We start from the raw sequence: 15,980 nt of genomic DNA, 5'->3' as shown, positions 1-15,980 counted from the left end.
TATCCCCGACACCTTAGGGTGTCGGGAATATGAGAGCCTAATTATGCATAACGTGATTCGTCAAAGTGTAAGCCGAACATTGATGGTGTTGGCCTTAGGCGTGATAGCCCTGCCAGTGATAGCTGGTGGAGGTTCTGAAATGTCTGAAGTGCCCTATAACGAAATCCAATTAAATCCTATTTCGATGATGGAAGCGGAGACCTTGGTTGGCAAGCAAGGTGTTTATTTTTTCGACGTAAATACGCTGGAGATATGGGCAGAAGGTTTTATCCCCGGAGCGGTTTTTTTCAATGTTCAGAATTGGAGAGAGTTACTTCCAAAGAATAAAGATGCGGTCATGGTGTTTTACTGCGCTAACCGCCTTTGCACCACCAGCAATATGGCGGCGAGAGAAACCATGAAGCTAGGTTACACCGGTGTGCGTCATATGGCCGATGGTATTTATGGCTGGCGTATGTCTGGGCGAGTAACAGAAAAACCTTAGTAACACACAAGGCCGATGTTTTATCGGTTTGGTTTGCAGGGCCAAAAGGCGAAACCCACAGGGTTAACATTGTAGAGAACATAATATGAAAACACGTATACCAACTTCTTTTATCCCCAAAAGCATCACAGTGACGACCTGTGCCGCATTATTTGTTTCGGTAGCCAGTTTTGCAGGCACAGGTCTGAAAACCGATGCAGATAAAACCTCCTACAGCATTGGTGCTTCTATTGGTAATTACATTTCAGGCCAAGTCTACAACCAAGTTGAATTGGGCTCAGAGGTCAATGTCGACTTAGTCGTGCAAGGTTTTGTGGATGCGCTTAAAGATAAACAGCAATTAACCGACGAAGAAGTGCTGACCTACCTGAACCAAAGAGCAGAACAACTCAATGCAGCAAGAGCCGTCGTTGCTGAAAAACAAATGGCAGAAACCCAAAAGGCAAGTGCGGCATATCTTGCTGAAAATCAAAAAAAGTCAGGCGTTAAAGTTACAGCATCGGGGCTTCAGTACGAAGTCTTAACCCAAGGTAAAGGTCATAAACCCAATCCAGAAGATGTGGTCACAGTGGAATATGTTGGCACCCTTATCGATGGAACTGAGTTTGAAAATACGGTTGGACGTAAAGAGCCTACTCGCTTTGCATTAATGTCAGTGATCCCCGGTTGGGAAGAGGGGTTAAAGCTGATGCCTGTGGGATCTAAATACCGTTTTGTGGTACCCGCAAGCCTTGCCTATGGCGCTGAAGCTGTAGGTATTATCCCGCCTGAGTCTGCACTTATTTTTGAAATTGAACTGAAAAATATTGAGAAACCCAGCGAAATGAAAGAAATGAAAAATAAAAAGATGATGCCTGCACACGGTTAATCAGACTCCTAAAACGAGTTGTTTGGAGAGTGAAATGGAGACTGGAATGGTGAGCTTAGGACTAGGCATTGGCATCAGTTTACTGGTGTTTGTTGCTTACATTTACTGGCAGCACATGCGTCTAAACCTAGTAATCGGGATAGCACAGTTGCCAAATATGTCGAGCAAAGTACCCTTTGCGATGGGAGTCGTCCTAGTGCTGCTTACCCTTGCTATCTACAGTCAAACAGGCCGTTTTAGGGATTGGGATCAAGGTCGGATTGATGAAAATATTGACTATTTAGTGGCGGCCGAAATCACCAAAGCCAGTCGTTGGGCTCAGAGTGAGCCACAAAATACCTTGGCACTTATGGCATTAGCTCAGGCATACAGTGCGGGTGGTTTGTACTCAGATGCAGTGCTGACCTTGGATAAATTACTTGAAATAGGGGGAGAAGATGCCGAAGTGTTAGGGGCAAAAGCTAACGCGCTTTATTACCGCGAGCTTCGGCAAATGACACCTGAAACCCAAGAGGTGATTGCCAAAGCATTAGCACTCTCTCCCTTTGAGCCTCAAACCCATATGTTACTCGCGGCAGATGCTTACTTACATGCTCGTAACCAAGAGGCCATTGACCATTGGCAGCTTTTGCTCAAACACAATGGGGACAGTATTAACCGTGAAGCAATCAATAATGCGATTGCAAAAGCACAAAGCAAAATGAATGAAAGATGAAACCCGTTTCTATCAACCCTCGCCGTAACGATCTGTCCCTGCAAGGCATCTGGCGAGGTGTTGATATTTTAATAAAAGGATAAATAGGATGAAGAAATACTATGCATTGTTGCTGTTAGTGCCTTTGCTATTTGGCTGTAATAAAAGCGAGGCCACAGACCATGTTCATAAAGCCGAGATGATCCACGAGCATGACCGTTGTCATTTATGTGGCATGGTGATCACTAAATATCCTGGGCCTAAAGGGCAAGTGCACCTCAAGGCTGAGAAGACAGTACCTAAGTTTTGTTCGGTTCGCGATATGTTCAACTTTGCATTGCAGAGTGAGAACAAACGCCAAATTGACTACATGATGGTGCATGACGCGGGCAAGACCGATTGGGATCAGCCAGATGATGGCGCCTTTATCGATGCTAAAAATGCCTTCTATGTTTACGGTACGACTAAGAAAGCCGTGATGGGACCAGCTGTGGCACCTTTTAGCACTCGCGCTGCTGCCGAAGCCTTTGCCAAGGAATATGGTGGTCGCGTACTGAGTTTTGATGACATCACCTTAGAACTGCTCGCGGGTGATAAATAAGGCTGTGATGATGAAGCTGCGTCTATTGCTGATTGGGCTGCTGTGTTTTGCCTCTTTTGCTAGTTGGGCAGCACTTCTTCGGGTAACAGATACAGATTCACTCACCCTTGCCCTGAGCAACGCTCAAGCAGGTGACACCTTAGTGTTAGCCACTGGGGTGTATGAAGGCTCCTTTAAGGTGACGCAATCCATTTCGCTAAAGGGGGAAATGGGCGCGACATTAGATGCACTGCGCCAAGGGAGTGCGCTGATTATTGAGGCGCCTCAGGTGAGTATTGAGGGGCTAAATATCCGCCATTGGGGACGGGATCTGTATTACCGTGATGCCGCTATTTTACTAAAACAAGGGGCGGATAATGTGCTGATTAAGGGGAATCGCTTGGTGGGTGATGGTTTTGGCATTTATGGCGAACAGCTAAACTCGCCCACCATCACGGACAATAGCATTAGTGGCAACGGTGCTATTTATGTGCTTGATCGGGGAGATGGTATTTATCTTAAGCATGTTAATTCGCCACAAATTGACCGAAATCAGCTGATTTTTGTCCGTGATGGTGTGTATTTAGAGTCTGTTACCCAAAGTCGCATTTATGAAAATCAATTCACTAAGCTGCAATATGGCATTCACTACATGTATACCCAAGCCGACGAAGCGTGGCAAAACCAAGCGATTGCCGTCGATGGCGGTTATGCCCTAATGAATTCAACCCATATTTACCTGCACCACAACCGTGTTACCCAGGCGCGGGACTTTGGTATTTTGCTCAACATTACTGAGGCATCCCATGTACAAGCCAATATTGCCAGTCAAATCCATAACCCTAAGGGTACTGTGGAGCTTGGTAATGAAGGGAAAGGTATTTTTATTTACGCCGCTCAAAATAACCGTATTCAAGATAACGAGTTTAGCTACAGCGATACCGGGATCAGTATGGCCATGGGCGGAGAGGAAAATCGCCTTTGGCACAATCGTATTATAGCTAACCAAACCCAAGTCAAATATGTCGGTGAAAGCCAACTTGAATGGAGTTATCAAGGGCAGGGGAATTACTGGTCCGAATATCAGGGCTGGGATCTGAATGGCGATGGATTAGGGGATATTGCCCATAGGCCGAATGACAGTTTAGACAAACTGTTTTGGCTTTATCCTGAAGCCAAACTGTTGATGGAAAGCCCCGTTGTTTTACTACTGCGTTGGGTGGAACGTCAATTTCAGCCCCAAATGACGAGTGGTATAAGTGATAGTTTTCCCCTTATGCGGTCAAGTACTGTCTCACTGATTGATGGAGGTTCGCGATGAATTATCAGACTTTGACCTGCTCGTCGAATGCAAATGTTGTTAAAGCGATAAATGTCAGTAAAAGCTATGGCAAGTTTAAGGCGCTAGATGAGGTGAGTTTTGATGTGTTAGCGGGGCAAATGATTGCGCTTCTTGGCCACAATGGCGCGGGTAAATCTACGCTATTGAAATTGATTTTAGGGTTAGTGACCCCGTCAAAGGGGCAGATCCAAGTGCAAGGGCAAGATATGAGGTCGATGAATCTAAGGCAGCGTTTATCAATAGGTTATTTACCTGAAAATGTCAGCTTTTATGACAATATGACCGCCAATGAGCTACTGCGATATTTCGCTAAGCTTAAGGGCGTTGCCTTGCATAGAGTACATGAATTACTTGCTGAATTTGGTTTAGAGACCGCTAAAGATAAGCGTTTGAGTACTTTTTCCAAGGGGATGCGGCAACGTCTTGGGCTCGCACAGGCGATATTGGCTGAGCCTAAAGTATTGCTGTTAGATGAACCGACAGTGGGCTTAGATCCTCTGGCATCGGCGTTTCTTTATCAAAAAATAGCGCAATTAAAGTTGCAGGGCTGTGCGATTATTATCAGTACCCATGAGCTAGGTTTAGTACAGGAAAACATGGATCGCGCCTTGATCTTAGGTCAAGGACATATGCTCGCCTCGGGTCATTTAACCTCCCTACGCGAGGCGACAGCACTACCCGCATGTATGACCTTGCATGCCATCTCTAATGCACAAAGGCAGCAAGTGTTAGTCGATCCCGTATTAACCCCTTTCATATCGACTTCAACACCCCAAGGAATAAGGTTAAGCGTTCCTGTGGTACAAAAGTCTGTGGTATTAACGCATTTATTACAAACACTGAAGTTAGATACGCTTTCAGTCGAACCACCCAGTTTGCAGGATATTTTTCATTACTATATGGATAAGGTTGATGCTCCGTCATCCCACACTTTATCGGCAGATATTTCACTGAGAACCAATCCCACAAAAGCACTAATGCAGCGGACCAAACGGGAGTGCGTGGCATGAAACAAGCGTGTGTTTTGCAGGAGAATGTCCATTTAAGTGCCATGAGCCTTATTGTCACTATTGCCGCAAAAGAGTTTAAGGATAATCTGCGTAACCGCTGGTTATGGATGATGACGGGAATATTGTTACTGCTCTCCTTGAGTGTCGGTTTTATGGGGAGTTCGATATCCGGTAGCTTAGTGATCTTCGAGCCTGCCCAGATCCTGTCGGGACTTGTGACCTTATCGGTATTTATGCTTCCCTTGGGCGCGATTCTATTGAGCTACGACAGTTTTGTTGGGGAAAAGGAATCCGGTACTTTGCTGTTACTGCTCACTTATCCGCTAGCCCGTTGGCATATTGTGTGTGGCAAATTGTTAGGCCATGCCAGTGTATTAGCCGTTGCCTGTATTTTGGGGTTTGGGATTACAGGGTTTATCTTGGGGATGCTTAGCGAGGTACACATTAGATTATCGATACTTATTGGATTTATCCATTTGATAAGTAGTGGAATTTTGTTATCACTGGTGTTTGTATTACTCGGTTACTGGATAAGCTTAATGGTAAGGGAAAAGGCCAAAGCCCTAGGCATATTGCTAGTGTTATGGTTTGCGCTAGTGCTGATATATGACTTAGTGTTGTTGACAGCATTAGTGGGATTGGCTGATACACTCAATCGCACTTTATTCAATGTGTTAATCCTACTAAACCCGAGCGATTTATTCCGTGCTTTAAATTTACTTGCAGGTCAATCAGAGACCTTAGCCGCTAAAAGTAGTCTCGCATTAATCGCACAAACTGGAATAGGGTTACCGTTAATGTATGGCTCATTAATGTGTTGGATTGGCCTATTACTGCTTGGGTGTTTTTGGATATTTAACCATCAAGACATTTAATTTAGCGATATCTCTATTAGTTTACATTTGTACTTATTAAACAATGACTAAACTGAGTATAGAGTCACACTCTTATATGTTGTTAAAAGGTAAAATAAACCATCTTGATTTGGTGATTGCATATCATCGTTTTCTTGGAAAGAAACAATGTCACATGATGATTGCATGTTGCTAATGTAATCAAACTTTATCAGTATTGGCTGATCTTTCAGGCGTTTAACATGCATAAAATCACATCATATTTAATGTTAGATGAACAGGCTAAGGAATTAGTCGATCATGTGAATGGCGCAACCATCAGTCTGACGTTCTCTGAAACGGCGGTATTAGTTCTGCTGTTATCCTCCACGAAGGCCATTTTTACTAAGGAAGAATTGCTACAGGTAGGCTGGCCTGAAAGGGTGGTTGCTCCTACCTCTTTAACGCAATGTATTAGTACCTTACGTAAAAAACTTGAACCCTATACCGAAGTGCAACTTAAAACCGTGGCACGCCGTGGGTATCAGTTACATGTGTCTGAACAATCCCATGTAAAAATGTTGGCTATTAACGATGCCGATGCGATTCGCGATGCCATAGTCGGAGTATCCATTTGGACAAAAGTTGCAGGCATTTTGCTACTGTGCGTGATTTTAGGGGGGATCTGGTATGTGAGCGATCACCACGCTGTAGTGAAACGTATCGCGAAATGGCATGCCGATAAGTACATTAGTTTAAATATTGGCGGCACATTGGGCACAGCCCACATGCTTTATATCAGCGGTGAGGAACATTTACATCCTTCGTGGTGGCAAAAACATTTGGCGCCAGAAGGCAACCATATCAATAACCTTAACTATTTCAGTGCATTTGCTTCAACCGATGGTAAAAACTATTCGATGGCCATTTGCCCAGAGCTGGATGCCAAAGCCTGTAATGGCAATGGCATCATCAATATTACGGCGATAGATGCAAAACCCGCAGGATTGAATATGGCGGAGTTTATTCCGCTCAGTAAAAAGATGGAGCAACGCATTCGTTATAACCGCATTGTGCTTCCCATTGATGATAAGAGTTCTGGCGAATTACTTGAGCATAATTATCATGCCGATATCTATTTCCCTGTCGCGGGAGAGTTACTGGTTCGTACCGATCTCAGCATGTCGCTCGTCTATGACGGGGAGAAAAAAGGCAAATTTTACTCCACCTCCTGCATCACAGATCAAGACTGTTTAACCACGCCAATTAAATACACCATTCGGGGGGAGTTTGAGCAATATCAAACCACTATAGATGAGTTAAAGGTCGATGTGTTTCATGTTAAAGTGCTGCAAAAAGAACTGACAAAACCGGATGAAGTGAGCCCTTCTGCCATGCACTTTTACCGTGAGATCCGTAAACATGATATCCGCGATGAAGATTTATTTTACTACCGCGTTTATCAAAATGAGCACACCGCTGTATGGATAGTCCCTCAAATGGGACAAGTGTTGGCTTGGACTCAGTACACCCAAGTGAAACTGTAAACACTAGGATTAAGGGAATGACAAACGCTGACCTTCGCTATTTTTATGAACCCCAAAAGGGCCATGGATTACCCCATGATCCTTTAAATGCCATTATTGCTCCCCGTCCAATCGGTTGGATCTCATCACGCAGTGCAGCAGGACAGCGCAATCTCGCGCCTTACAGTTTTTTCAATTGTTTCAACTACAAACCGCCCATCATCGGTTTTGCCAGCACAGGCTGGAAAGACAGTGTCGCTAATATTATCGAGACAGGGGAGTTTGTGTGGAACCTCACCACACGAGATTTGGCCGAGCAGATGAATCAAACTTCTGCCATGTTGCCACGCGGTCAAGACGAATTTGCCTTTGCCGGACTCACTGCCAAAGCGGGCACTATTGTTAAGGCCGATTTAGTGGCTGAAAGCCCAGTGAATTTTGAATGTAAGTTGTCCCAATGTATCCAGTTAACTGCCGCTAATGGCGACAAGATTGATACTTGGTTAGTACTAGGTGAAGTGGTGGCCGTGCATATTGCCAAGCATTTACTCAATGCCGAGGGGATTTATCAAACTGCACTCGCCGAGCCCGTTTTACGTGCTGGTGGCCCATCTGCCTATTATGGGATCTCCGAAGCGTTACGTTTCGATTTGCATCGACCACAAGTGTAGGGGCTGCTCAGGTGCCGCAGGGCTTTGGGTTTTCAAACTTCGTTTGAGTTTGATCTTGGTGTAAAGGTTTGTGCATTAGAAATCAAAATCTAAATCAACGTCGTGGGGCTTCACCCCCTGATTTTTAATAAAGAGTCGACCAAGGAGGACTGCTCGTCCTATCCTCCTTGGATTCTCCCTTGCCGAACAACATCCATGTCTAACTGCCAGTTCGCCATCCCTGGCTCTCGTTCGAAACGCTGCTACGCAGCACTCACCCTAGCGAAGTTACATGCATTGATTAGTAGTCTCATACTCCAATAAAAATCGCCTAACGGCTCAGATGGGACATCCCTGTCCCCCCGAGCCTGCGCCATCATCCATGATGTCGCCACGGCATTTTTATCTGCGTATTTCGACAACTTCGCAGGGGAAGGTGTATACCTTGATATCTGGCGTTGTCTTCAAGTCAACGGAAGTTATTGGTTATTGTTAATAAATTTGAGCTTACTTATATACAGTCTTTATTTTTAAGTACACAAAGAACTGAGTGTAGTGCTATTGATTATGAATATATATATGATTAGAATCAGTAAATTTATTTAATTGTTAGATATATATGAGTACTAAGAAGTTAATTGCTTATGGACCGTTTAGAGTAGTTTTATTTATCGGTGTGTTTATTTTTTCTATCTCTTTTATTTCATTACTCATCACTGAAGTTTTAGAACATAATAGTACCCTATGCGTTTCAAAGGAGTGCTTTGTAAATTTTGTTAGTATTTTTAATTTTCCGATTGATGTGGTAAAGGGAACCGTTGCGCTTTTAGCACTTATAGCATTATTGCATAAAAGTGAGGAAACTCAACATCAAATAAAAATTTCAGAGGCTCAAAATGTGTTCAATAACTATTATCATCACCGGAGGATGGTGTTTGAGGAACTAAGTGACATAACTAAAAAAAATGAGTTTGTAAAGTTAGATAATTTAAATAAGTTGTATTCTTCAGCTTTTCCATTAAATTCCCCTGTTAATTTTATTCCAGTCTCTGACCTTGTTAACGTTAGGCAGACTATAAATTGTTTTTTTAAAGGGGTATTTTCAGAAGATTACTTTAAAAATATCCAATGTGTTGATGCTTATAATATTTCTTTATTTAGAGAATTTGAAAAGTTTACATTAATAGATAAAAGTAACTTTATAGAAAATTTTGAGTTAAATTTGAAAATCATGCTTGATAGTTTAGGATTGGGACTTTGTTGTGAAAACTACAAGTTTTCAGATGAAATTATAAATGACACTGAAAAAAGCTGGTTAGTAGTGCAAGAGATTTATATTTCAAAAAACAGTGAAATATTGAACATTGATTTTTTAAAAATATTAGATGAAATAGATTCATTGATGGCAACACTTAATCGAATTGCAAATTGTCATGATGAATTGAGTTTTACTTTGGTTGGATTAATGTTTTTCGAAAAAATTACAGATGTCAATGGGATACGCAGAGTTTTCTATGATCTAAATAGAAGTAGAAAGCAGTTTGCGTCCTTTATTTTTGATAGCAGCAATGTTACAGAAATCTCATAAGTTCTCAGTTGTGCATTGACTACAGATAACACCGATCCCCTGCGAAGTTGCCGCGGGGCGTTAGACTATTTGTTTTAAATAGTATTGCGTGAGTCCGGTTATGACCGGCTAGCTTCCGTAGGTACAGGGGCGTCATTAAAAATTTAATAAACCATCCATTATTAAATTTTCAGGAAGATAGCAGTAAGAAGAAGACTTTCTGGTTTCTGAGGAGGTTAGGGAGATTAAGTACTGGCATGTAAGTGACCGTTGACGGCATGGATGCCGTCGTCGAGCCCTCATGGATGAGTTTATGGCGTGTCACTGGAATGACAGTGCTTAATGGCTTAATTTTATGCTAAATCAGTTGGTTAGGTTAATCATTTATTTACTGTTAAATGATTAAGCAACAGCCAGTTAGCTCAAAGCTGGATTCCCGCTTAACAGCATTGCGGGAATGACGCTGAATGAGTGGCTGTATTAGACAAATTTAAATGAGCCATCCATTGTTAAATTTTCAGGAAGATAGCAGTGAAAAGAAGACTTTCAGGTTTCTGAGGAGTTTAGGGAGATTAAGCACTGGCATGTAAGTGACCGTTGGCGGCAGGGCCGCTCATTCACATCCATGTGATCGCGGCATTTGCACGTCCATATGCAGCAGATGCCGTCGTCGAGCCCTCATGGATGAGTTTATGGCGTGTCACTGGAATGACGGTGCTTAATGATTTAATTTGATACTAAATCAGTTGGTCAAATTAATCAGCTATTTGGTTAAATGATTAAGCAACAGCCAGTTAGCTCAAAGCTGGATTCCCGCTTAACAGCATTGCGGGAATGACGCTAAATGAGTGGCTGGCTGTATTAGACTGACGGCTAACTGTATAGACGAACGCTAACAAATCAGCGCGTTATTTGATAAACGCGAACGCATCACCGTAGAGATGCGCTTCTTCTACGCCCATCTCACGGAAGATTTCCCGTGCCGCACCGACCATATCGAAACGGCCGGCGATATAGATGTCGTAGCCATTTAAGCTGACAAAATCTAGTTTGATTTGCGCTAACAGATTGGCAGTTTTACCTTGCCAGTTGGTTGGGGCTTCTTCGATGACGGGGATAAAGTGCAACCAAGGGTGAGCGTCGTGCCACTGGCGGGCGATGGTTTCAAAATACATGGCATCTTGGGTGCGACAACCCCAATACAGCATCGTTTCAACCTGTTGGCCGAGGGCGATTTGGTGCTCGACGATACTCTTAATGTAAGAAAACCCAGTACCACCGGCGATTAATAGGCGAGGGCGTAGGCTTTCGTGGCGTAGGTGGGCTTCGCCACCTGGGGCTTCGATATCGATATGGCTACTGGTTTTTAAACGCTCAACCACTTGCATTGGATAGCTTTCGCTGACGGCGGCGCCAATATGTAATTCAATAAACTCGGCATTGGGCGCTGATGCGATAGAGAAGGGGCGTTTATCTTTTTCACCCATAACAACACATAAGTATTGTCCCGCTTGAAAATCGAAGGCGGTTTCTGGCTTTAACAATACTTGATAAACGGCATCGTTAAATGGGCTTACTTTCTCTATCTTACAACGTATGGTTTTCATCAAACTTCCTTTGCACCTTTCTCAATGTGTTGTGTTTAAGGTGTCGCATTAGGGCCGTTAGCGGCCTATTTTCTTGGCTTAAGTCGGTACTTGAGACTCTGCTTAAGCTGCATTATAGGGTTGGGCTGTCGTCTATGCCTAACTCATCCCAGATTGAGTCGATCTTTTGTTTTACTTTTGGATCCATCACTATGGGCGTGCCCCATTCGCGATTAGTTTCACCTTCCCACTTATTGGTGGCATCGAGTCCCATTTTTGAGCCTAAGCCCGCAACGGGTGAGGCAAAATCGAGGTAGTCGATGGGGGTGTTTTCGATCATCACGGTATCGCGTTTAGGGTCCATACGGGTGGTGATCGCCCAGATCACATCCTGCCAATCGCGGCAATTCACATCTTCATCCACGATGACAATAAACTTAGTGTACATAAATTGGCGCAGGAAAGACCAAGCGCCCATCATCACTCGTTTGGCATGTCCCGGATATTGTTTGCGAATGGAGATCACTGCCATGCGGTACGAACAACCCTCAGGCGGCAGATAAAAATCAACGATCTCAGGGTATTGCTTACGCAAAATCGGCACAAACACTTCGTTTAATGCAACCCCCAGCATAGCGGGCTCATCCGGTGGACGGCCAGTGTAAGTGCTGTGGTAGATGGCATCTTTACGCTGCGTGATGTGGGTAACGGTAAATACTGGAAACTTATCGGTTTCGTTGTAGTAGCCCGTGTGATCGCCGTAGGGGCCTTCTTCCGCCAATTCCTCTGGGTCGATATAACCTTCGAGGATGATTTCACTGGTGGCGGGCACTTCTAAGTCACAGCTTAATGCCTTACAGACTTCGGTACGTTCACCGCGCAGTAAACCGGCAAAAGCATATTCGCTCATGGAATCGGGGACTGGGGTGACGGCACCTAAAATGGTCACGGGATCGGCACCAAGTGCGACCACAACCGGATAGCGTTCACCGGGGAATTGCTCTTTAAAATCAGCAAAATCTAACGCGCCACCACGGTGGGATAACCAGCGCATAATCAGCTTGTTTTTACCCAGTAACTGTTGGCGATAAATGCCTAAATTCTGGCGACTCTTACGCGGGCCTTTGGTGATGGTTAAGCCCCATGTCACCAGTGGTGCGACATCGCCCGGCCAGCAATGCTGAATAGGCAATTTAGTTAAATCGACCTCATCGCCAGTTTTGATGATTTGTTGGCAAGGCGGATTACGCACTGTCTTTGGCGGCATATTCAAGGCTTGCTTGAACATAGGGATCTTAGCGATCGCATCCTTAAAACCGCGTGGCGGCTCGGGCTCTTTTAAAAAGGCTAACAGTTCGCCCACTTCACGAAGGGCTAAAGGATCGTCTTTGCCGAGCGCCATAGCTACACGTTTTGGCGTACCAAACAGGTTTGCCAGCACGGGCATGTGGTGATTTTTGGGATTTTCAAATAATAGCGCAGGGCCTTTGGCGCGTAGAACGCGATCGGCGATCTCTGTCATTTCTAAATGAGGATCAACTGGGTAGCTAATGCGTTTGAGTTCGCCATTGGCTTCTAGGTGATCAATAAAGCTGCGTAAATCCTTAAAACTCATGTGGAAATAGCCTCTGCAGTGAAAATCCATGTGGCGCGCACTATAACATTTTTCTGTTTTAGGGTTAACCTATTCAGTGATCTTCAAGCTTTAGAAGCGTAAAATAAGCTTCCGTAGGCAATAGTCTAGCTCGCTTACGCTTTATCTTTCGAGGTGCTTATGAATATTCCCTTAGCGTTTACTCAAAAAAAGTGTTGCCAAAGTCAGCTCCATGGCGCTTATCAATGGCTGCGAAAGTGGGGGACTTGGTCGCTTGTGGGTGGGACTGCACTTTTGAGTGGGTTGTGTGTATCCGCCAATGCAGTTGCTGGAAATCGGGACTATTCGGAGCACGTTGAGTCTTATGCTCAGTCTCGCGATAGCTATAGCCGTCATATCAATCATGCGGATCAACGCTATGATAAGCGTTACCGCCATAAACATAAATATCGCTATTACAATCCATGGGGCTTGGGCCTAGGGTTGGGATTAGCAACGGGATGGCATTCTGGCTGGAACCTTGGTTATGGTTGGAATACCCAGTGGAATAATGATTGGGGCTGGAATACTCGCTACCCATACTATCGTGAAGCTTATTTACGGGATAATTACGCCCGAGATTATCGCAATTCGCCTTATTCGAGCATTGGGTTTTCGATTCCAATGGCCTATGACGATCAAGTTGTTGCAGTTTCAACCCCTGTGCGGGTGACAACCAGTATGCAATATGCGCCAGCAGAAGGTCGGATGGTATCGAGTATGCCTGCGAGTGTTGGTAGCCAAACAAGCACTCCAGATAGTGCTTCAATTCAACAGCGCCGTGCCCGTACCGTGTCTACTTTGCCAACCAATGCCAGAATAGTGCAGCAGGATGGCCGTACTCTTTACGAGTGGCAAGGTATACTTTATGCCTTTGATTGGAATAGTAAAACCTACCAAGAACAATTGATGAAGTAGGTTTTTTATACTGAAATGGGAGCAAGCAATGCTCCCATTTTTACTTTGCCTTCAAGTATTAGCCGCGTTGTATGCTGATATCGGCGATATAGCCATGCGCTGTGGCAACTAAGGCTTGTTTGAGCATAGTTGCTGCTTCATCTGCCGACATAAAGCTTGAGGTATCCAAAGTTTTACCGCTACTGGGCCAAAAGCCTGTATCCATGCCTCCGGGATACACGGCAATCAACTTCATCGGGCTGTGCTTTAATTCCAAACGTACCGACTCGATAAATCCTCGCACCGCCCATTTTGCGGCGCAATAAGTCGACTCTCCGGCCTTAGCTGCAAGTGCTGCGGTAGACATGACGATGACGAGAGTGATGGCTTGATCTTTATAGCGTTTTATTAATTCCCGCACCAATAGAATGGTCGATGTAATATTGTTATTTAAAAGCGCTTGGATAGCGTTCACGTCTTGGGTTTCAATCGGGCCAAAGTAGCCACTACCTGCACAGTGGATAACGGTTTTGGGGATTGCAGTGAGACTATCAAATAGACTGTTAACGCTCTGTACATCCGCTAAATTTGCCGCCACCGCTGCAATGGGCCGGTTTGAGAATGGTGTCAGAGCATTGGCGACGGTATGCAGCCGCTCAGCATTACGCCCTGTGAGTGTCAGTGGTTCATTTTCTTTGGCGTAGAGTGCCGCGAGAGCTGCACCTAGTCCGCTGCTAGCGCCAGTAATTAATATCATTTTGACCTCGTTAATTCAGGCTATGGGTCACTCAAAATAGCCTAATGCTTGGCGTTAGCCCTTAAGTTGTTTAATGGCCGCCGACAGTGCAAACTCATAACCCTGAGCACCAAAACCGCAAATCACGCCTATCGCCTTATCGGAAAAATAGGAATGGTGGCGGAAGGCTTCACGGGCATGCACATTGGATAAATGCACTTCAAAAAAAGGAATTGCCACCCCAAGTAGAGCATCACGCAGGGCAACACTGGTATGGGTAAAGGCAGCGGGATTGATAATGATCATCTGCGCATCGGTCGCATGAATCGCATTGATTAGCTCAAATTCGGCGTTGGACTGAATATGCTCGAGCTCGACTCCCGCCTGTTGCGCCTGCTGGTTTAGCGTTGCCACTATATCGGCTAAGGTTTGATGACCATAAACGCTGGGCTCGCGGCGGCCTAAGAGGTTGAGATTAGGGCCATTAACGAGCAAAATTTTGTGACTCATTGCGCTTTCCTTCACGAACATGCCTTGGGATTAATGCAGGGATAAATGGATTTCAGTTTTGCATATAGGCCACTAACTTAACCTGTTCAAATCGATTTTGCATTATCTGTTATTAAAGTTAATAGTCACTCTTCTGTTGACGCATGGCCTTAGTGGCACCTTTTTGTTTCTTGGTCTCTAATCGCCGCGTTTGGCTGCCCTTAGTGGCGCGGGTGGGAATGCGTTTTTTCTGCACTTCACCGACACTGGCAACTAAGGCGATAAATTGCTCCAAGGCGGTTTGGCGGTTGGCATCTTGGCTGCGGCTCGCTTGGCATTTGATAATGATTTTGCCGCTTTTAGTGATGCGGTGATCTGCCTTGTTGAGCAAGCGTTCTTGGTAAAACTCGGGTAATGATGAGCTTTTAATATCGAAAATCAGCTGCGCAGCGGTGGACACTTTATTTAAGTGCTGGCCGCCTGCACCACTCGAACGGATAAATTGCCACTCGATTTCATTTTCCTGAAGTTCCACACGGTTTGAGATTTTTATCATGGCAAACTTAGGCATTTTTCAGCATGGATTGAGAAGCCATCAATAATGACTTATGGCTTTCCAATAGATTTGTTATCATCGGGCGCATTCTTTGCCGCTGCATTGGTTAAAGCCATTGCCTGCAAAAGTGTTCTCGATTCGGAGTGCCTCTATGTTATGCCAAATCCCCGATATTGCTAAGGGTGTTATCAGTCTTTTTGCCAGTGGCCGACTATCCTCCACCGATTATCGGACCCGTTTACAGCCAGCGATTAAGAGCTATCGTAAGGATTGGGGCCAAGTTTGCCTGTATATTGAGGCGGATGTGTTACTCGAGGGCTGGGAATTTGAGTCGCTGACCGGCAGTGGTGAAGTTCAGTTACCGAATTTTGAAGCGCTAGTGTTTGTGGGTGGCCCTGATTGGGTGGGAAATGCGCTGCGCTTACTTGGGCCTTTTATGCAGGGCGAAGTGGCTTGGTTTCCGCTTGAACAGAAAGCCAAAGCGATTGCTTGGATCACTAAGCGTTCGAATAATTAATTGCCTAAGATG

At 44.7% G+C, this 15,980-nt stretch carries 17 protein-coding genes; 12 read left to right on the top strand and 5 right to left on the bottom strand.

Annotation, left to right across the window (positions count from 1 at the left end):
• The first annotated feature begins 43 nt into the window (after window positions 1-43).
• From JEZ96_RS16750 to JEZ96_RS16705, 10 genes are all read left to right on the top strand, one after another.
• A complete protein-coding gene (locus JEZ96_RS16750; RefSeq protein WP_011787961.1) occupies window positions 44-484 on the top strand; it encodes a rhodanese-like domain-containing protein in 441 nt (146 codons plus the stop codon).
• A gap of 85 nt (window positions 485-569) precedes the next feature.
• Complete coding sequence (locus JEZ96_RS16745; RefSeq protein ID WP_025008155.1) at window positions 570-1,352, top strand: FKBP-type peptidyl-prolyl cis-trans isomerase; 783 nt, start codon at window positions 570-572, stop codon at window positions 1,350-1,352.
• Window positions 1,353-1,386: 34 nt separating this feature from the next.
• Window positions 1,387-2,067: a tetratricopeptide repeat protein gene (locus JEZ96_RS16740; RefSeq protein ID WP_082785952.1), complete on the top strand. Its 681-nt coding sequence runs from the start codon at window positions 1,387-1,389 to the stop codon at window positions 2,065-2,067.
• 88 nt (window positions 2,068-2,155) lie between these two features.
• The gene (locus JEZ96_RS16735) at window positions 2,156-2,647 is read left to right on the top strand and encodes a nitrous oxide reductase accessory protein NosL (protein WP_011787964.1); all 492 of its coding nucleotides are present in this window, start codon (window positions 2,156-2,158) and stop codon (window positions 2,645-2,647) included.
• Window positions 2,648-2,657: 10 nt separating this feature from the next.
• On the top strand, window positions 2,658-3,947 hold the full coding sequence (nosD, locus tag JEZ96_RS16730; RefSeq protein WP_025008157.1) for a nitrous oxide reductase family maturation protein NosD: 1,290 nt from the start codon (window positions 2,658-2,660) through the stop codon (window positions 3,945-3,947).
• On the top strand, window positions 3,944-4,978 hold the full coding sequence (locus tag JEZ96_RS16725) for an ABC transporter ATP-binding protein (protein WP_061783069.1): 1,035 nt from the start codon (window positions 3,944-3,946) through the stop codon (window positions 4,976-4,978). The genes nosD and JEZ96_RS16725 overlap by 4 nt, the downstream gene beginning before the upstream one ends.
• A complete protein-coding gene (locus JEZ96_RS16720) occupies window positions 4,975-5,853 on the top strand; it encodes an ABC transporter permease (RefSeq protein ID WP_014611396.1) in 879 nt (292 codons plus the stop codon). The genes JEZ96_RS16725 and JEZ96_RS16720 overlap by 4 nt, the downstream gene beginning before the upstream one ends.
• Before the next feature lie 221 nt (window positions 5,854-6,074).
• Window positions 6,075-7,358: a winged helix-turn-helix domain-containing protein gene (locus JEZ96_RS16715; protein WP_061783070.1), complete on the top strand. Its 1,284-nt coding sequence runs from the start codon at window positions 6,075-6,077 to the stop codon at window positions 7,356-7,358.
• A 17-nt stretch (window positions 7,359-7,375) separates the two neighbouring features.
• Window positions 7,376-8,008: a flavin reductase family protein gene (locus JEZ96_RS16710; RefSeq protein WP_025008159.1), complete on the top strand. Its 633-nt coding sequence runs from the start codon at window positions 7,376-7,378 to the stop codon at window positions 8,006-8,008.
• A gap of 598 nt (window positions 8,009-8,606) precedes the next feature.
• Window positions 8,607-9,575, top strand: coding sequence for a hypothetical protein (locus JEZ96_RS16705; protein ID WP_025008160.1), 969 nt, complete (start codon window positions 8,607-8,609; stop codon window positions 9,573-9,575).
• Window positions 9,576-10,462: 887 nt separating this feature from the next.
• On the opposite strand, the gene fre is transcribed toward JEZ96_RS16705, so the two are convergent.
• Window positions 10,463-11,161, bottom strand: coding sequence for an NAD(P)H-flavin reductase (fre, locus tag JEZ96_RS16700; RefSeq protein ID WP_025008161.1), 699 nt, complete (start codon window positions 11,159-11,161; stop codon window positions 10,463-10,465).
• 112 nt (window positions 11,162-11,273) lie between these two features.
• On the bottom strand, window positions 11,274-12,755 hold the full coding sequence (gene ubiD, locus JEZ96_RS16695; RefSeq protein ID WP_061783071.1) for a 4-hydroxy-3-polyprenylbenzoate decarboxylase: 1,482 nt from the start codon (window positions 12,753-12,755) through the stop codon (window positions 11,274-11,276).
• 159 nt (window positions 12,756-12,914) lie between these two features.
• Between ubiD and JEZ96_RS16690 the strand changes: the two genes are divergently transcribed.
• Complete coding sequence (locus JEZ96_RS16690) at window positions 12,915-13,691, top strand: hypothetical protein (RefSeq protein WP_025008162.1); 777 nt, start codon at window positions 12,915-12,917, stop codon at window positions 13,689-13,691.
• Between the two features lie 58 nt (window positions 13,692-13,749).
• Here the strand turns inward: JEZ96_RS16690 and JEZ96_RS16685 are convergent, their stop codons facing one another.
• The 3 genes from JEZ96_RS16685 to arfB all read right to left on the bottom strand — a co-directional run bounded on the left by JEZ96_RS16685 (window position 13,750) and on the right by arfB (window position 15,466).
• Window positions 13,750-14,427: an SDR family NAD(P)-dependent oxidoreductase gene (locus JEZ96_RS16685; protein WP_011787975.1), complete on the bottom strand. Its 678-nt coding sequence runs from the start codon at window positions 14,425-14,427 to the stop codon at window positions 13,750-13,752.
• Between the two features lie 54 nt (window positions 14,428-14,481).
• Complete coding sequence (aroQ, locus tag JEZ96_RS16680) at window positions 14,482-14,916, bottom strand: type II 3-dehydroquinate dehydratase (protein ID WP_061783072.1); 435 nt, start codon at window positions 14,914-14,916, stop codon at window positions 14,482-14,484.
• A gap of 118 nt (window positions 14,917-15,034) precedes the next feature.
• Entirely contained in the window at window positions 15,035-15,466 is a 432-nt protein-coding gene (arfB, locus tag JEZ96_RS16675) for an alternative ribosome rescue aminoacyl-tRNA hydrolase ArfB (RefSeq protein WP_011787977.1), read from the bottom strand.
• 136 nt (window positions 15,467-15,602) lie between these two features.
• Here arfB and JEZ96_RS16670 point away from each other — a divergent pair, with 136 nt between their 5' ends.
• Window positions 15,603-15,968 carry a SpoIIAA family protein gene (locus tag JEZ96_RS16670; protein ID WP_011787978.1) on the top strand — a complete coding sequence of 122 codons (366 nt, stop codon included), beginning with the start codon at window positions 15,603-15,605 and terminating at the stop codon, window positions 15,966-15,968.
• Window positions 15,969-15,980: the final 12 nt, after the last annotated feature.

It is taken from the genome of Shewanella putrefaciens (genome assembly GCF_016406325.1).
GTDB lineage: Bacteria > Pseudomonadota > Gammaproteobacteria > Enterobacterales > Shewanellaceae > Shewanella > Shewanella putrefaciens.
The sequence above is the reverse complement of the archived record's forward strand: the minus strand, read 5'-3'. Positions and strand labels throughout refer to the sequence as shown.

Bases quoted from the DNA above. Each gene is read 5' to 3' on its own strand.
- JEZ96_RS16735 (WP_011787964.1), top strand. From the start codon at position 2,156: ATGAAGAAATACTATGCATTGTTGCTGTTAGTGCCTTTGCTATTTGGC.
- aroQ (WP_061783072.1), bottom strand. From the start codon at position 14,916: ATGAGTCACAAAATTTTGCTCGTTAATGGCCCTAATCTCAACCTCTTA.
- JEZ96_RS16725 (WP_061783069.1), top strand. From the start codon at position 3,944: ATGAATTATCAGACTTTGACCTGCTCGTCGAATGCAAATGTTGTTAAA.
- JEZ96_RS16670 (WP_011787978.1), top strand. From the start codon at position 15,603: ATGTTATGCCAAATCCCCGATATTGCTAAGGGTGTTATCAGTCTTTTT.
- fre (WP_025008161.1), bottom strand. From the start codon at position 11,161: ATGAAAACCATACGTTGTAAGATAGAGAAAGTAAGCCCATTTAACGAT.
- JEZ96_RS16740 (WP_082785952.1), top strand. From the start codon at position 1,387: ATGGAGACTGGAATGGTGAGCTTAGGACTAGGCATTGGCATCAGTTTA.
- ubiD (WP_061783071.1), bottom strand. From the start codon at position 12,755: ATGAGTTTTAAGGATTTACGCAGCTTTATTGATCACCTAGAAGCCAAT.
- JEZ96_RS16710 (WP_025008159.1), top strand. From the start codon at position 7,376: ATGACAAACGCTGACCTTCGCTATTTTTATGAACCCCAAAAGGGCCAT.
- JEZ96_RS16715 (WP_061783070.1), top strand. From the start codon at position 6,075: ATGCATAAAATCACATCATATTTAATGTTAGATGAACAGGCTAAGGAA.
- JEZ96_RS16690 (WP_025008162.1), top strand. From the start codon at position 12,915: ATGAATATTCCCTTAGCGTTTACTCAAAAAAAGTGTTGCCAAAGTCAG.
- JEZ96_RS16685 (WP_011787975.1), bottom strand. From the start codon at position 14,427: ATGATATTAATTACTGGCGCTAGCAGCGGACTAGGTGCAGCTCTCGCG.
- arfB (WP_011787977.1), bottom strand. From the start codon at position 15,466: ATGCCTAAGTTTGCCATGATAAAAATCTCAAACCGTGTGGAACTTCAG.
- JEZ96_RS16745 (WP_025008155.1), top strand. From the start codon at position 570: ATGAAAACACGTATACCAACTTCTTTTATCCCCAAAAGCATCACAGTG.
- JEZ96_RS16750 (WP_011787961.1), top strand. From the start codon at position 44: ATGCATAACGTGATTCGTCAAAGTGTAAGCCGAACATTGATGGTGTTG.
- JEZ96_RS16705 (WP_025008160.1), top strand. From the start codon at position 8,607: ATGAGTACTAAGAAGTTAATTGCTTATGGACCGTTTAGAGTAGTTTTA.
- nosD (WP_025008157.1), top strand. From the start codon at position 2,658: ATGAAGCTGCGTCTATTGCTGATTGGGCTGCTGTGTTTTGCCTCTTTT.
- JEZ96_RS16720 (WP_014611396.1), top strand. From the start codon at position 4,975: ATGAAACAAGCGTGTGTTTTGCAGGAGAATGTCCATTTAAGTGCCATG.